Origin of the sequence: Desulfovibrio piger (assembly GCF_900116045.1) — a bacterium.
In the GTDB taxonomy this organism is placed as follows: Bacteria; Desulfobacterota; Desulfovibrionia; order Desulfovibrionales; family Desulfovibrionaceae; genus Desulfovibrio; species Desulfovibrio piger_A.
This window is the reverse complement of record NZ_LT630450.1, coordinates 1,971,385-1,986,018: the sequence shown is the minus strand read 5'-3', so window position 1 is coordinate 1,986,018 and position 14,634 is coordinate 1,971,385. Positions and strand designations below refer to the sequence as shown.

Sequence of the window (14,634 nt, the reverse complement as noted above, 5' to 3'; positions counted from 1 at the left end):
GCTAGGCCTGGGCGTTCTCGGCGGGTTTGGCGGCTTCCCTATCGGTCTCGCGCAGGCGCAGGCCCAGTTCACGCAGCTGACGCGCGGACACCGTGGAGGGCGCCTCGGTCATCAGGCAGGTGGCCTTCTGGGTCTTGGGGAAGGCGATGACGTCGCGGATGCTGGGCGCGCCGGAAAGCAGCATGACCAGACGGTCCAGACCAAAGGCCAGACCACCGTGCGGCGGCGCACCGTGCTCCAGGGCCTGGATGAGGAAGCCGAACTGGGCCTCGGCCTGCTCGGGCGTGAAGCCCAGGGCCTGGAACATGTGGCGCTGCACTTCGGCGGAGTGGATGCGGATGGAACCGCCGCCCACTTCGTTGCCGTTGAGCACCATGTCGTAGGCACGGGCCAGGGCGCGGGCCGGGTCGCTGTTCATGATCTCCAGATGACCGGGCGCGGGCGAGGTGAAGGGATGGTGGCAGGCCACATAGCGCTTTTCTTCCTCGCTGTATTCGAACAGCGGGAATTCCGTCACCCACAGGAAGTTGAAGGTGTTCTCGGGGATCAGGCCCAGCTGGTTGCCCAGGTGCACGCGCAGGTTGCCCAGGGCGGCGTTGACCATGGCGGGCTCGCCGGCCTGGAAGAAGACGATGTCGCCCACCTGGAGGTCCAGGGCCTCACGGATGCCGGCGCGTTCTTCTTCGGACAGGAACTTGGCGATGGGCGACTGCCACTCGTTTTCCTTGATCTTGATCCAGGCCAGGCCCATGGCGCCGTAGATCTTGACGAACTCGGTGTAGGCATCGATCTCCTTGCGGGTCATGGATTCGCCGCCGGGCACTTTCATGGCCTTGACCAGCTTGGCCTGGGCAAAGAGCTTGAAGCCGGAACCGCGCACAATGTCGGTGATGTCCACCAGCTCCAGACCGAAGCGGGTATCGGGCTTGTCCACACCGTAGCGGCGCATGGCTTCTTCGTACTTCATGCGCGGGAAGGGACGGGGGATGTCCATGCCCATGACGTCGTGGAACACGCGGGCCATGAGGTTTTCGGCCATGGTCATGACCTTTTCCTCGTCCACGAAGCTCATCTCGATATCCACCTGGGTGAATTCGGGCTGGCGGTCGGCGCGCAGGTCTTCGTCACGGAAGCAGCGCACGATCTGGAAGTAGCGGTCGAAACCGCCCACCATGAGCAGCTGCTTGAACAGCTGGGGCGACTGCGGCAGGGCGTAGAACTGGCCGGGGTTGAGACGGCTGGGCACCAGGAAGTCGCGGGCGCCTTCGGGCGTGGACTTGGTGAGCACCGGGGTCTCCACTTCCAGGAAGCCGTCGTCGTCCAGCTGGCGGCGGATGGCCTGGGCCACCTTGTGGCGCAGGCGCAGGTTGGCCTGCATGCGCGGACGGCGCAGGTCCAGATAACGCCAGGCCAGGCGCAGGTTCTCACCGGCGTCGCAGCGATCTTCGATGGCGAAGGGCGGGGTCTTGGAGGTGTTGAGCAGTTTCCACTCGTGCACCACCACTTCGATGGCACCGGTGACCAGGTTGGGGTTGGTCATGCCCTCGGGACGGGGACGCACCACGCCCTTGATGGCCAGCACGTATTCGGAACGCAGGATGTGCGCGTTCTCGTGCGCGGCGGGAGCGATATCAGGGCTGAAAACCACCTGGGTCAGGCCTTCACGGTCACGCAGGTCCACGAAGATGAGGCCGCCGTGGTCGCGGCGGTATTGCACCCAGCCCATGAGGCAGACCGTCTGTCCATCGTTGTCCAGGGTCAGCTGGCCGCAGGTGTGGCTGCGGGTCCAGTCGCCGAGGTCTTCGATGAACTTCTGGTGCTCCTGCTGCACGTCCAGGCTTTGCGTCTGTTCAGTCATTATTTTTTCCCATTGTCAGAATTGGCAGCAAGGAAGTCCGCCGCGGCATCCAGGGACAGGGTCTGCTGCTCACCGCTGTCCATGTCCTTGACGACCACGGCGCCGGCGGCCGCTTCATCGGGGCCCATGATGCAGCAGAAACGGGCATTGGACTTGCCCGCCTGGCGCATCAGGCCCTTGAAACCGGCGTCGCTGAAATTCATCTCGCCCGTGAGGCCCAGGCCGCGCAGGCGCTGCACCAGGCCGAAGCTCAGGTCGCGGCTCTGCGCGTCCATGGCCACGGCATAGAAATCCGGGCGGGGGGCTTCTTCGTCCCCGAGCATGAGGGCCAGGCGCTCCATGCCGCAGGCAAAGCCCACGCCGGGCACGTCTGGGCCGCCCACGCTCCTGACCAGGCCGTCATAACGGCCGCCACCGGCCACGGCGGCCTGCGCGCCGATGCTTCCGCTTACCACCTCGAAGGTGGTGCGGCAATAGTAGTCCAGACCGCGCACCAGACGGTGGTCGATCTCGTACGTGACCCCGGCGGCGTCCAGCAGGCGCAGCACGGTGTCGAAGTGTTCCTTGCACTCGGGGCAGTTGTAGTCCAGCAGGCGGGGCGCCGCGTCGGTGACGCAGCGGCATTTTTCCTGCTTGCAGTCCAGCACGCGCAGGGGGTTGGTCTCCATGCGGCGGGTGCAGTCCTCGCACAGCTGGTCACAGCAGTCCTGACGGTGCAGATAGTCCACCAGGGCCTGCTTGAACAGCGGGCGGCAGTGGGCGCAGCCCAGGGAGTTGAGCTTGAGCGTCAGGTCCTTGAGGCCCAGCGCGGTGAGGAAGCGCGTGAGCATGATGATCAGGTCCGCGTCGGCATAGGGGCTGTGGGAGCCCAGGCATTCGCAGTTGATCTGGTGGAACTGGCGCATGCGGCCCTTCTGGGGACGCTCGTAGCGGAACATGGGGCCGGTGGTGAACAGGCGGCTCACGGACTCGCGGCTGTAGCGGGCGTCTTCCACATAGGCGCGCATGACGCCGGCCGTGGCTTCGGGGCGCATGGTCATCATGCGGCCCTTGCGGTCCGGGAAGGTGAACATCTCTTTCTGCACCACATCGGTCTCTTCACCGATGGAGCGCTTGAACAGGTCGGTGTATTCCAGCACGGGGGTGCGCAGCTCCACGAAGCCGTAACGGCTGAAGATCTCGCGCGCGGTATTCTCCATGCGGGTGAACAGCGTGCTCTGCGGCGGATACATGTCCGCAAAGCCCTTGATACGATTAGCGATAACAGCCATGTGAAAAACCTCGGACTAACGGCTGCCGCAGCAGCCGCCGCATTCCAGACGGAGTTTGCCCGACTCGCGGCAGGGCACGGGATACTTGCCGTCGAAGCAGGCCAGGCAGTAGCTGTCGGACTGCATGACGGAGCGCAGCAGGCCGTCGATGCTCAGGTAATGCAGGGAATCCACGTCCAGCATCCTGGTGATCTCGGGCAGGCTGTATTTGGCCGCGATGAGCTCCCCGCGCGAGGCGAAGTCGATGCCGTAGAAGCAGGGGAACTTCACCGGCGGGCAGCTGATGCGGATGTGCACTTCCTTGGCGCCCAGCTCGCGCAGCTTCTTGACGCGGGTGATCATGGTGGTGCCGCGCACGATGGAGTCGTCCACGATGCAGATCTTTTTGCCTTCGATCATGGAGCGCACGGGATTGATCTTCACGCGCACGCCGAAGTTGCGCATGCTCTGCGTGGGCTGGATGAAGGTGCGGCCCACGTAGTGGTTGCGGATCATGGCGTGCTCGTAGGGCAGCTCGGCGCACTGGGCGAAGCCCACGGCCGAATAGACGCCGGAATCGGGGAAGGGCATGATGAAGTCCACGTCGGGGGTGGACTCGTGGGCCAGCTGCCAGCCCATCTGCTTGCGGCACTGGTAGACCTGCTCGCCGAAGACGAAGGAGTCGGGACGGGCGAAGTAGACCAGCTCGAAGATGCACTGGCGGGGACGTTCCGGCAGGGGGCCGCGCAGCTGTTCGCTGCGTTCGCCCTTGCCGTCCATGATCAGCATCTCGCCGGGCTGGATGGGCCGCTCGTAGTCGGCTTCCAGCAGGTCGAAGGCACAGGTCTCGGAGGCCAGCACCGGCGCGCCGTCCAGACGGCCCAGGGCCAGGGGATGGAAACCGTAGGGGTCGCGCACGGCCACCATGGTGCCGCCGGCGTAGACCAGCAGGCAGTAGGCGCCGCGCACGCGGGCGCAGGCTTCGCGGATGGCGTCCACCAGGTCATGCCCGCGCAGGGCGCGCACGATGAGGTGCATGAAGACTTCGGTATCGTTGGTGGTGCTGAAGATGGCGCCGTCGTTCTCCAGTTCCTCGCGCAGCTCCATGGTGTTCACCAGGTTGCCGTTGTGGGCGATGGCGATGTCCAGCCCCTTGTAGTGGGCCACGAAGGGCTGGGCGTTGCGTGCCGCGGAACGGCCCGTGGTGGAGTAACGCACATGGCCCAGAGCGATGGTGCCCGGCAGGGCCTGCAGGTTGGCTTCGGCGAAGACATCGGGCACCAGGCCCATGCCCTTGTGCTCGTGCAGCAGGCCTTTCTCGTCGATGGTGACGATGCCCGCGCTCTCCTGTCCGCGATGCTGCTGGGCGTACAGACCGAAATAGGTCAGGCGCGCCGCTTCCTCATGACCGTAGATACCCAAAAGACCACACTCGTGGCGAATCATAGCGTTTCCTCACTGCCAGCGCAAAATGCGTTGTTGTCTCCTCCGCCCTGCGGCGGGACCGTCTTCCCTCCCACCGCTCCGGGGCCGGCCTTGCAGCCAAGGCGGCCGGCCGGCGCACGGCGGTACAAAGGGCGTGTCATATAACGGCGGGCCGCGCAATGCAAGTCCGCGCCCGCGCCGCTCCTCCCCTGACGCCTGCCCTGTCCCGGACAGGGCCCCCGGAAGACGCGCGGCCGGGCCTCCCCCGCCTCGTGCCTGGCCGGGGCCGCTCCGGCGGCTGCCGCCGGGGACCGGAACCAAAGGGCGCGGCACCCCCGGGGGCGCCGCGCCGCATGTCTATTCGTTGCCGTCATCCGCTCCCGCTTCCGCAGGAGCGCTCTCCCGGGCTGCCGCCGCGCTTTCGGGCGCGTCGTCCCCCTCTTCCAGATCATCCATGCGGCTGCCGGTCTGGCCGCCTTCGTCCACACGGTCGAAGCCCACCACATGCGCGCCTTCGTCCAGGCGCACCAGCATGACGCCCATGGTGGCCCGCCCCTTGCTGCGCACATCGTCCACGCTGATGCGCACCACCTTGTTGGCCGAGGTCAGCATGATGAGGCCGTCATTGTCACGCACGGGCATGGCGCCCACCACGGGACCGGTCTTGGACGTGACCTTGAAGTTGATGATGCCCTTGCCGCCGCGCGACTGGAGGCGGTAGAGGTCCACGCGGGTGCGCTTGCCGAAGCCGTTGGCGGAAATGGACATGATCTCCGTGGTCTGGTCGTTCTCCTTGAGGATGACGCCGGCCACCACCACGTCCTGGCGGCGCAGGGCGATGCCCTTGACGCCCGTGGCCACGCGGCCCATGGGGCGCACGTCCTTGCAGGCGAAGCGGATGGAATAGCCGTCGGCCGTGGCCAGCACGATGTGGCTGTCCTCACGGATGGGCCGCACCACCACCAGCTCGTCGTCCTCGCGCAGGCCCACGGCCATGAGGCCGCTCTTGCGGCAGCGGGCATAGAGCGAGGCCGAGGAGCGCTTGACCATGCCGCGCCTGGTCACGAAGAGGAAGTACTTGTCCTCGGCGAACTCGCGCACGGCCAGCACCGTGGTGACCCACTCCCCTTCCTCCAGGGGCAGCAGGTTGTTGATGTGCACGCCCTTGGCCGTGCGGCTGCCCTCGGGCACCTGATGCACCTTGAGCTGGTGCATGCGGCCCTTGTTGGTGAACAGGCACAGGTACTGGTGGTTGGTGGTGGTCAAGAACTCCTGCACATAGTCGTCATCGGAGGTGTGCAGGGCCGCGATGCCCTTGCCGCCGCGCTTCTGCTGCTGGTAGTTCTCCAGGCTGGTGCGCTTCATGTAGCCGCGGCGCGACAGGGTGATGACCACTTCCTCGTCGGGGATGAGGTCCTCGATGTCGATGCCGCCCAGGGCGTCGGTGAGCACCTCGGTACGGCGCGGCGTGGCGAAGGTCTCGCGGATCTCGCGGATCTCGCGCTTGAGCTCGGAGCGCAGCACCTCGGGGTTCTCCAGCACGGACTTGAAGAACTCGATCTTTTCCAGCAGCTCGCGGTATTCGGCCATGAGCTCCTCGCGCTGCAGGCCGGTCAGGCGCTGCAGGCGCATGTCCAGGATGGCGCGGGCCTGCACCTCGGTGAGCTCGAAGCGCCGCATGAGGCCGGCGCGGGCCTCGTCCGGGCTGGCGGAGGCACGGATCAGGGCCACCACCTCGTCGATGTGGTCGATGGCGATGCGCAGGCCTTCCAGGATATGGGCGCGGGCCTCGGCCTTCTGCAGGTCGTAGCGGGTGCGGCGGATGACCACCTCGCGGCGGTGGTCCACGAAGCAGGACAGGGCCGTCTTGAGGTTGAGCAGCACGGGACGGTTGTCCACCACGGCCAGCATGTTGATGCCGAAGCTGGTCTCCAGCGGCGTGTACTTGTACAGGCTGTTGATGACGATGTCCGGGATGGTGCCGCGCTTCAGGTCGATGACCACGCGGATGCCCTTGCGGTCGGACTCGTCGCGCAGGTCGGAGATGCCGTCGATCTTGTGCTCATTGACCAGGCCGGCGATCTTCTCCACCAGCGAGGACTTGTTGAGGCCGAAGGGGATCTCGCGGATGACGATGGCCTGCAGGCCCTTCTTGCGCTCTTCCACTTCCAGGCGGCCGCGCACCTTCACGGTGCCGCGACCGGTGTGGTAGGCGTCGGACAGGCCCTTGCCCGCGTAGACGAAGCCGCGCGTGGGGAAGTCCGGGCCCTTGACCACGTCCATGAGGTCCGAGATGGTGCACTGGGGATCGTCCAGCAGCATCTGCAGGGCGTCGCACAGCTCGCCCAGGTTGTGGGGCGGGATGTTGGTGGCCATGCCCACGGCGATGCCCGACGAACCGTTGAGCAGCAGGTTGGGCACCTTGGTGGGCAGCACCGAGGGCTCCTGCAGGGTGTTGTCGTAGTTGGGCCGGAAGTCCACGGTCTCCTTGTCGATGTCGGCCAGGAACTCGCCGGCCAGGCGCGACATGCGCACTTCCGTGTAACGCATGGCGGCCGCGGCGTCGCCGTCGATGGAGCCGAAGTTGCCCTGCCCGTCCACCAGCGGGTCGCGCATGGAGAAATCCTGGGCCAGACGCACCAGGGCATCGTACACGGCGCTGTCGCCGTGGGGGTGGTACTTACCGATGACGTCACCGACGATGCGCGCCGATTTTTTGTGCGGACGGTTGTAACTGTTGGCCAGCTCGTACTGGGCGTACATGATGCGCCGGTGCACGGGCTTGAGGCCGTCGCGCGCGTCGGGGATGGCGCGCCCGATGATGACCGAAAGGGAATACTCCAGATAGGATTTGCGGAGTTCCTTCTCAATGCTGACTTGCGGCTGCTGTGTGCCGCTGTTCTGTTCAGACACGTTTGCCTCGCAGGTAAAATATCAGGTCGGGAGCGGGTCCCGTGTTCTTTCCCAAAGGGTGTGCCGGGGGAGCCGCCGGGCGGCCCCCGCCGGGGAACGTCCTCAGGCGGCCAGCCAGTACCTGCCCCAGAGCCAGACCAGCAGCAGCATGGTCCCCTCACCGAAGCAGACACGGATCACGGCGGGCAGGAGACGGCGCACGTCCCCCGCGCAGCGGGAGCTGGTGAAGATGAAAACGAAGATGTTGCTGAACAGCACCGCCATGGCCGCCGGATAGGCCAGGCTGTAGGCCCGGGGATAGCCTTCCAGCGAGATGGTCAGCCACAGGCACATGGCCGCGCAGACCAGCCAGCCGCAGACGGCGATGATGGAGCAGCCCAGGCAGCTCTTCCTTTCCTTGCCGGTATCCTGCATGCGTCGTCCCTCCGGCGGCTAGATGTCCAGATCCTGCACGCTCAGGGCGTTGCGTTCGATGAATTCGCGGCGGGGCTCCACCCGGTCGCCCATGAGTTCCTCGAAGGCATCCGACGCCTCGTTGGCGTCCTCCACCGAGACCTGCAGCAGCACGCGGTTCTCGGGGTTCATGGTGGTCACCCAGAGCTGCTCGGGGTTCATTTCGCCAAGACCCTTGTAGCGCTGGATGTTGATGCCCTTGCGGGCCTCGTCCAGGGTCATCTGCATGAGACCGAACACGTCGCCGGCCTGGCTGCTGCTGTCCTTGCGGCGCAGGCTGAAGTCCAGCCCGCCGCACTGTTCGCGCAGGTCGCTGAACAGCTGCCAGGTCTGCCGGTACAGGCGGGAGGCGAAAAACTCCATGCCCCGGCGGGTGTGGTGGCTGCCCGTGTTCTCGAACACGGCGAACACGCGGCCTTCGTCCTCGTCCTCGCTGTGTTCCCTCTCCAGGCTCAGGACGTAGTCGTGCTTCTCCAGCCAGGCCAGGAAAGCGGCATCGCGGGCCTCCAGCAGCTCGCGGTCCACGGCGCGGGGATAGGTGGCCAGGGCCAGGAACAGGGGCCGGGGCATGCCGGTGCTCTCGGCATCGGCCACGCGCAGCTCGATCTTCTCGATGGTCTCCATGAGGCGGATCAGGTCGCGGCCCGTGTATTCCCGCCCGTTGGCGGCCACCACGGCCACGTCCTCGCTCACGCGGTTGAGCAGGAACTCGTTGAGCTCGGCGTCGTCCTTGATGAACTTTTCCATGCGCGCGTTGTGCACACGGTACAGGGGCGGCTGCGCGATGTAGACGTAGCCCTTTTCCACCATCTCCTGATACTGCCGGAAGAAGAAGGTCAGCAGCAGGGTGCGGATGTGGGCGCCGTCCACGTCGGCGTCGGTCATGATGATGATCTTGTGGTAGCGCAGCTTGTCGAGGTCGGTGTCCTCCTCGCCGATGCCCGCGCCCATGGCCGTGATGAGGGCCTTCACTTCCTTGTTGGCCAGCATCTTGTCGAAGCGGGTGCGCTCGGTGTTCAGGATCTTGCCGCGCAGGGGCAGGATGGCCTGGTTGCGCGGGTTGCGTCCCTGCTTGGCGGAGCCGCCTGCGGAGTCGCCTTCCACGATGAACAGTTCGGATTCCGCGGGGTCCTTGCTCTGGCAGTCGGCCAGCTTGCCGGGCAGGGAATTGTCCGAGAGCGCGCCCTTGCGGCGCACCAGTTCCTTGGCGCGGCGGGCGGCGTCGCGGGCGCGGGCGGCGTCCACGGCCTTGTCGATGATCAGGCGGATGTCCTTGGGGTTCTCCTCGAAGTAGACCGTGAGCCTGTCATAGACCATGCCGGCCACCATGCCGGCCACTTCGCTGTTGCCGAGCTTGGTCTTGGTCTGGCCTTCGAACTGGGGCTGGGGCAGCTTGACGCTGATGACGGCCGTGAGGCCCTCGCGCACGTCGTCGCCCGACAGGGCCGTGCCCTTGAGCTTCTTGGTCAGGTCCGGCTGGTTCTTCACATAGCCGTTGATGGCGCGGGTGAGCGCCGTGCGGAAGCCCACCAGGTGCGTGCCGCCTTCCTTGGTATGGATGTTGTTGGCGAAGGTGAGGATGGTCTCCTTGTAGCCGGCGTTGTACTGGAGGGCGAAGTCGATGGTCACATTGTCCACCACGCCTTCGGCCGTGATGATGGGGTGGATGCCCTGCTGGCCGGAGTTGAGGTCGCTCACGAACTGGCGGATGCCCCCCTCGGCGTGGAAGACGTGGGTCTCGCTGGTGCGCTCGTCGATGCATTCGATGTACAGGCCCTTGTTGAGGTAGGCCAGCTCCTCGAAGCGCTTCTTGAGGGTGTCGTAGGAGAACTCCAGCACCTCGAAGATCTGTTCGTCGGGCTGGAAGCGCACCGTGGTGCCGTGGCCGTCGGCCTCGCCGATGACCGTCAGCTGGTCCTGCGGCACGCCGCGGGAATAGTGCTGGCGGTAGCGCTTGCCGTCGCGGCGCACCGTGACCGTCAGCCACTCGGACAGGGCGTTGACGCAGGACACGCCCACGCCGTGCAGGCCGCCGGAGACCTTGTAGCTGTTGTTGTCGAACTTGCCGCCGGCGTGCAGTTTGGTCATGACCACCTGCACCGCGGGCACGCCTTCCTTGGGATGGATGTCCACGGGGATGCCGCGGCCGTCGTCGCGCACGGTGACGCTGTTGTCGGCGTGCAGGATGACGGTGATGTGGGTGCAGAAGCCGGCCATGGCCTCGTCGATGGAGTTGTCCACCACTTCGTACACCAGGTGGTGCAGGCCGCGCACGTCGGTGGAACCGATGTACATGGCCGGGCGCTTGCGCACCGCGGACAGCCCTTCGAGAATGGTAATGGATGAGGCGTCGTAGCTGGAGGCCATGTCAGGAGCCATTAAACATCTTCCTCGCTATAATAGGTGGATTCGGAAATCTTCATGGGCATGATGATGACCGTGTACTCGTTGTCTTCGGCACCGCGGATGCCGCAGGGGCCCTCGGCGCCGGTCAGGATCATGTCCACGCTGGGCGAGGTGAAATGGCCCAGCACGTCCATGAGGTTGCGGGTGGGGAAGGCGATGCGGCTGATGTCGCCACGGTAGGTCACTTCCAGGCTCTCGTTGGCCGAGCCGGTGTCCTGTCCCTGGGCGGAGAGGCGCACTTCGTTGTCGCCCAGGTCGAGGTAGGCGCAGCGGTCGCTGTCGGTATTGAAGATCTGGATGCGGCCCAGGGCCTCGATGGCTTCCTTGCGGTTGACGGTGAGCAGGCTCACGCCGTCGCCTTCCAGGCGGCTCATGAACACCGTGTAGTCGGGATAGTCATGCCCGGCACGCGGCACGGACAGGCTCTCGGCACCGTCCAGGGTGCGCAGGTACAGGCGCTTGTCGGTGATGTTGAGCTCGATCTCGTCCACGCCCAGCCATTTCTTCATGTCCTGCAGGTACTTCTTCTGGATCAGCACGCCTTCTTCGGGCAGCCGGGCGGCCAGGTCGTCATGGGTGAAGGAGACCAGGGCGAACTGGTGGCCGTTGAGGCCGCAGACGTCGATACGGCCGTTGCCGCAGGGCTTCATGTACAGGCAGGTGATGGCGTCGGTGGCGTCGTCGTCGCTGATGCAGAAGACCACGCGGTCCAGCACGTCCTGCAGGAAGTCCCCCGACCAGGTCACCGGGGTCTCGGCCGGGAATTCGGAAAAGTTCTGGAACCACTCGGCCCCGCTTACGGGCAGCTTGTAGGTACGGCGGCCCTGTTCCAGCAGCAGGTTGCCGGTGCCCTCGTCTAGGGTGAGCTGGAGCACGCCCGCGGGCAGCTGGCGCACCAGATCCACGAAGGCACGGCCCTGCACGCCGATGAGTCCCGGCTGCTTCACTTCGGCGGGGTAACGGCCGGTGAACTCGATGTTGGCATCCGTAGCCATGATGGACAGGCTGCCCTGCTCGGCCTTGAGCCAGATGGAACGCAGGTAGGCGGCTCCTGCCTTGGCAGGGATGATGGCCGCCGCCTTCTGCAGGCCTTCGATGATCTGTTCTTTATTAACAGAAAGTTTCATAAAAGAATCCTTGTAATAATTGATGCCTGTGCTTTTGTGCAGAACCTATGCAACAAGCTGTTTTCCTTTGATTTTTTAAGCATGCCTTTAAGCACTGCCCGTCTACGTCCTGAACAGTCCGTCCCCGGAGGGGCTGTCCGGCTGTTCCTGATGTGCGCATTTCTCCAGTCTGGCGACAAGGCGTTGCACATCTTTGTTACTTTCCAGCATTTTTCCAATCTTTTTGACCGCATGGATGACGGTACTGTGGTCGCGTCCGCCAAAGGCCCGTCCCAGTTCGGGGTAGGAGAGGCCCAGATGACGGCGACAGACGTACATGGCCGCCTGCCGCGCCATGACCAGGCGTGCGTGGCGCCCCGTGCCCGTGATGTCGGCGGGGGCGGCGTCACAGCAGCGCGCGGCCTCGGCCAGGATCTGTTCGTGTCCGGCATGGCAGGCCTGCACCGGGCCCGTACGGGCCAGACGCTCCAGATCGTCCAGGCTGGGGCGTGCGGCGGCGCCCTCTCCCCAGGCGGCCTTGACCCGGAGCAGCAGGGAACGCAGCCCCCGGAAATGGGCCGCGCGGCGTGCCATGAGGCGCAGGTGTTCGCGGGGCAGGTCCAGGGCGTTCTCCCGGCAGCACTGCTGCAGGTAGCGCATACGGGCTTCCATGTCCGGCGGGGTCAGCTCGGCGGAGAGCAGCCGCCGGACGCTGGCGGCGGGGCCGGGCTCCCACGTTCCAAGCACATGGGGGCCGCCCTCCAGGGCCAGGACCGCCGGGGCCGCGTCGGGGCGGTGCGCCAGCAGGGCCGCCAGCAGGCGCTGGGCACGGGGCTGCCCGTCCAGGGCCTGGATATCGTCCAGGAACAGGGCATCGGCCTGTTGCCAGAACAGGAGCGCCGTCTGTTCCCCCGGCGGACAGTGCCGAAAAAAGCGGGCCGCCGGGGCCAGGATGACCCGCAGGCCCTGCCGGGCAAGGGCAGCGGCCATATGGTGCAGCAGATGGCTCTTGCCCGTGCCTTTTTCACCATGCAGCAGAAAGGGGCTGTGTCCGGGCTCCCGCAGGACGACGGCCCTGGCCAGGGCCAGGGGAAAGGCATTGCGGGCGCCGCTGGGCAGCGGCGCGTCGTCCCCGCTGCCGCCGGCATGGAGGAACAGGATGTCCGGGATGCGGAACGGGGCCGCCTGCGGCGCCGGGCGCCAGGGCAGGGGCTGCCCGTGCAGGACATATTCCAGCCGGGGGGCCACGTCATCCGGCCAGGCGGCGTTCACGGCTGCCGAAAAATCCGTTTCGTGCGGCGTGAACCAGCGGGCGAAGTAGATGTGGGGAAAGGTGATCCGCAACACATTGCCGGACGGGAGGTGTTCCATGACCAGGCCGTCCAGCCAGGGCGCTCCCCCGCCATCCGGGCCGCCGGGCAGATGCCGGCGCAGACGGCGGCGAAAATCCTGAAGGGAAACATGTGCATCTGTCATGGGCGGCCCCTTGCGATCCGGGACCATCTTCCGGTCGTCGCAAAGATGTTTTGATAGCATAAAAACGTCAGCTAAACAAGTGTGCGTATGGTTCTCCGGCACGACGGATGGGTCAGGAAGGCGTGCATTTGGACGGTAAGCTTTTTTGCCTCCTTCTGTGTGGGGGGATACGGCTGCGCAGGACAAAAGCCCCCAGCAGCCTGCCTGTACAGACTGCCGGGGGCGGGGACACAAGTAGTGTCACTTATGACACCTTTGTGCGTATCTTTTGTAACATGTTGTATAAATTACTTTTTATCAACGAATGTCTCGGGCAGGAGCCAGGCGGCCAGCGCGCTGACGGCGGCCAGGAGCGCCAGCGGGGCAAAGGCCCATGTCCAGGGATGGGGCAGGCCCGCCTGCTGGGCGCAGGAGAGCAGCGCCCCGGAGAGCAGCTGGAGCAGGGCCCCGCCCACGAAGACCGATGAAGCCAGGATGCCACTCAGGCTGCCCACCATGCGGTCGCCGAAGCGCTCCCGGCCGGTGGCGTAGCCCACGGGGCAGGGACCGTTGGCCGCGATGCCCAGGCCCAGGGAGACGGCGAACAGCAGGGGCACGCCCAGGCTGTCGCTGCCCAGGCTCAGGGCCGCGGCGGAGACGCAGGCCAGCAGACTGGCCAGGACCAGGGTCTTGCGGCGCGACTTGAGGCGCTTCTCGCTGATCCAGGTCAAAAGCGGCGTCCCGGCGATGAAGCCCACGGCGCCCATGGCCAGGATGTTGCCGATGAGGCTGGGCGAAAGGCCGAAGGTCCCGCCCAGGTAGACCGCGCCCCAGAGGCCGTGGAACACGAAGTACTGCGACGGCAGGGACAGATACCAGACGATCATCTTCCAGAAGTCGGGCTGCTTCGCCATGGCGGCCACGTCCCGCAGCACGTCGGCCAGGCGGATGCCGTTGCCGGTGGCGGCCAGATGGGGCGGCCAGTCCCGCACCACGGCATGGATGATGACGGTCAGGGAACAGGTCAGCACGGAAAGTGCCAGGAAGACCAGCCGCCAGCCCACCCAGTGGTTGGCCAGGGAAAGCGGCGTGGTGGCCAGCAGGCCGCCCATGCCGCCCGCGATGAAGAACAGGGTGCAGAGACGGGAGAAGGTCTCGGGCGCGAACCAGCGGCTGAACAGGGTGAAGGACGAGGACATGACCCCCGCCATGCCCAGACCGTTGAGCAGGCGCCCGGCCACGGCCTGGGGCAGACTGTGGGCCGTGGCGAACAGGAAGCCGCCCAGGGCCGCCACCAGGAACTGGCAGCTCAGCAGGCGCCGCGGGCCGAAACGGGTGGAGAGGATGCCGGAAAAGACCTGGGTGAGGGCATAGGCGTACAGGTAGGCGGAACCCAGCAGGCCCATGTCGCCGGAGGAGAGCCCGAGGTCCTGCATGACATCGGGAGTGACGACGGTGATGGCCACATTCTGGATGAAAACGACCAGATAGGCTGAGGAAAGGACGAAGAACAGCCATTTTTTGTAGGAGAGATGCAAAGACACGAAAGGCTCCACGAAAGCGTCCTGCGGCGCTGCTGTGATGAGATTGTTTGTTGCGTGAGCAACATCTATACGGCAGCCGCAAGAAAATCAAGAGAAGGTGTTTTAATTATTTTTTTATTTTTCAGCAAGTTATCATATTTTTGCACATATTGACACAACGAACATCCCTCCGGGGGGCCCGGCAGGGGCCCCGCTGTCCTCGCCGGCCGGGCCCCTTGCTGGAC

At 65.5% G+C, this 14,634-nt stretch carries 9 protein-coding genes; all 9 read right to left on the bottom strand.

Annotated elements, in window-relative coordinates:
* Nucleotide 1: 1 nt before the first annotated feature.
* The 9 genes from aspS to DESPIGER_RS08915 all read right to left on the bottom strand — a co-directional run bounded on the left by aspS (nucleotide 2) and on the right by DESPIGER_RS08915 (nucleotide 14,410).
* Entirely contained in the window at nucleotides 2-1,858 is a 1,857-nt protein-coding gene (gene aspS, locus DESPIGER_RS08955; RefSeq protein ID WP_072335780.1) for an aspartate--tRNA ligase, read from the bottom strand.
* Nucleotides 1,858-3,129 carry a histidine--tRNA ligase gene (gene hisS, locus DESPIGER_RS08950; protein WP_072335777.1) on the bottom strand — a complete coding sequence of 424 codons (1,272 nt, stop codon included), beginning with the start codon at nucleotides 3,127-3,129 and terminating at the stop codon, nucleotides 1,858-1,860. Before hisS ends, aspS begins: the two co-directional genes overlap by 1 nt.
* A 15-nt stretch (nucleotides 3,130-3,144) precedes the next feature.
* Nucleotides 3,145-4,554, bottom strand: coding sequence for an amidophosphoribosyltransferase (gene purF, locus DESPIGER_RS08945; RefSeq protein WP_072335774.1), 1,410 nt, complete (start codon nucleotides 4,552-4,554; stop codon nucleotides 3,145-3,147).
* A 336-nt stretch (nucleotides 4,555-4,890) separates the two neighbouring features.
* On the bottom strand, nucleotides 4,891-7,446 hold the full coding sequence (gyrA, locus tag DESPIGER_RS08940) for a DNA gyrase subunit A (RefSeq protein WP_072335771.1): 2,556 nt from the start codon (nucleotides 7,444-7,446) through the stop codon (nucleotides 4,891-4,893).
* Nucleotides 7,447-7,548: 102 nt separating this feature from the next.
* Nucleotides 7,549-7,860, bottom strand: a complete 312-nt coding sequence (locus DESPIGER_RS08935; protein WP_072335768.1) for a hypothetical protein — start codon at nucleotides 7,858-7,860, stop codon at nucleotides 7,549-7,551.
* An 18-nt stretch (nucleotides 7,861-7,878) separates the two neighbouring features.
* Nucleotides 7,879-10,278, bottom strand: a complete 2,400-nt coding sequence (gene gyrB, locus DESPIGER_RS08930) for a DNA topoisomerase (ATP-hydrolyzing) subunit B (RefSeq protein WP_072335765.1) — start codon at nucleotides 10,276-10,278, stop codon at nucleotides 7,879-7,881.
* Nucleotides 10,278-11,432, bottom strand: coding sequence for a DNA polymerase III subunit beta (gene dnaN, locus DESPIGER_RS08925; protein WP_072335763.1), 1,155 nt, complete (start codon nucleotides 11,430-11,432; stop codon nucleotides 10,278-10,280). The genes gyrB and dnaN overlap by 1 nt, the downstream gene beginning before the upstream one ends.
* Nucleotides 11,433-11,534: 102 nt before the next feature.
* A complete protein-coding gene (locus DESPIGER_RS08920) occupies nucleotides 11,535-12,887 on the bottom strand; it encodes a helix-turn-helix domain-containing protein (protein WP_072335760.1) in 1,353 nt (450 codons plus the stop codon).
* Between the two features lie 287 nt (nucleotides 12,888-13,174).
* Nucleotides 13,175-14,410 (bottom strand): MFS transporter, encoded by a 1,236-nt coding sequence (locus DESPIGER_RS08915; protein ID WP_162273859.1) that lies wholly within the window; start codon nucleotides 14,408-14,410, stop codon nucleotides 13,175-13,177.
* Between the last annotated feature and the right edge of the window lie 224 nt (nucleotides 14,411-14,634).

Excerpts from the sequence above, each read along its gene's own strand:
- DESPIGER_RS08920 (WP_072335760.1), bottom strand. The coding sequence starts at position 12,887 with ATGACAGATGCACATGTTTCCCTTCAGGATTTTCGCCGCCGTCTGCGC.
- purF (WP_072335774.1), bottom strand. The coding sequence starts at position 4,554 with ATGATTCGCCACGAGTGTGGTCTTTTGGGTATCTACGGTCATGAGGAA.
- aspS (WP_072335780.1), bottom strand. The coding sequence starts at position 1,858 with ATGACTGAACAGACGCAAAGCCTGGACGTGCAGCAGGAGCACCAGAAG.
- gyrB (WP_072335765.1), bottom strand. The coding sequence starts at position 10,278 with ATGGCTCCTGACATGGCCTCCAGCTACGACGCCTCATCCATTACCATT.
- hisS (WP_072335777.1), bottom strand. The coding sequence starts at position 3,129 with ATGGCTGTTATCGCTAATCGTATCAAGGGCTTTGCGGACATGTATCCG.
- dnaN (WP_072335763.1), bottom strand. The coding sequence starts at position 11,432 with ATGAAACTTTCTGTTAATAAAGAACAGATCATCGAAGGCCTGCAGAAG.
- DESPIGER_RS08935 (WP_072335768.1), bottom strand. The coding sequence starts at position 7,860 with ATGCAGGATACCGGCAAGGAAAGGAAGAGCTGCCTGGGCTGCTCCATC.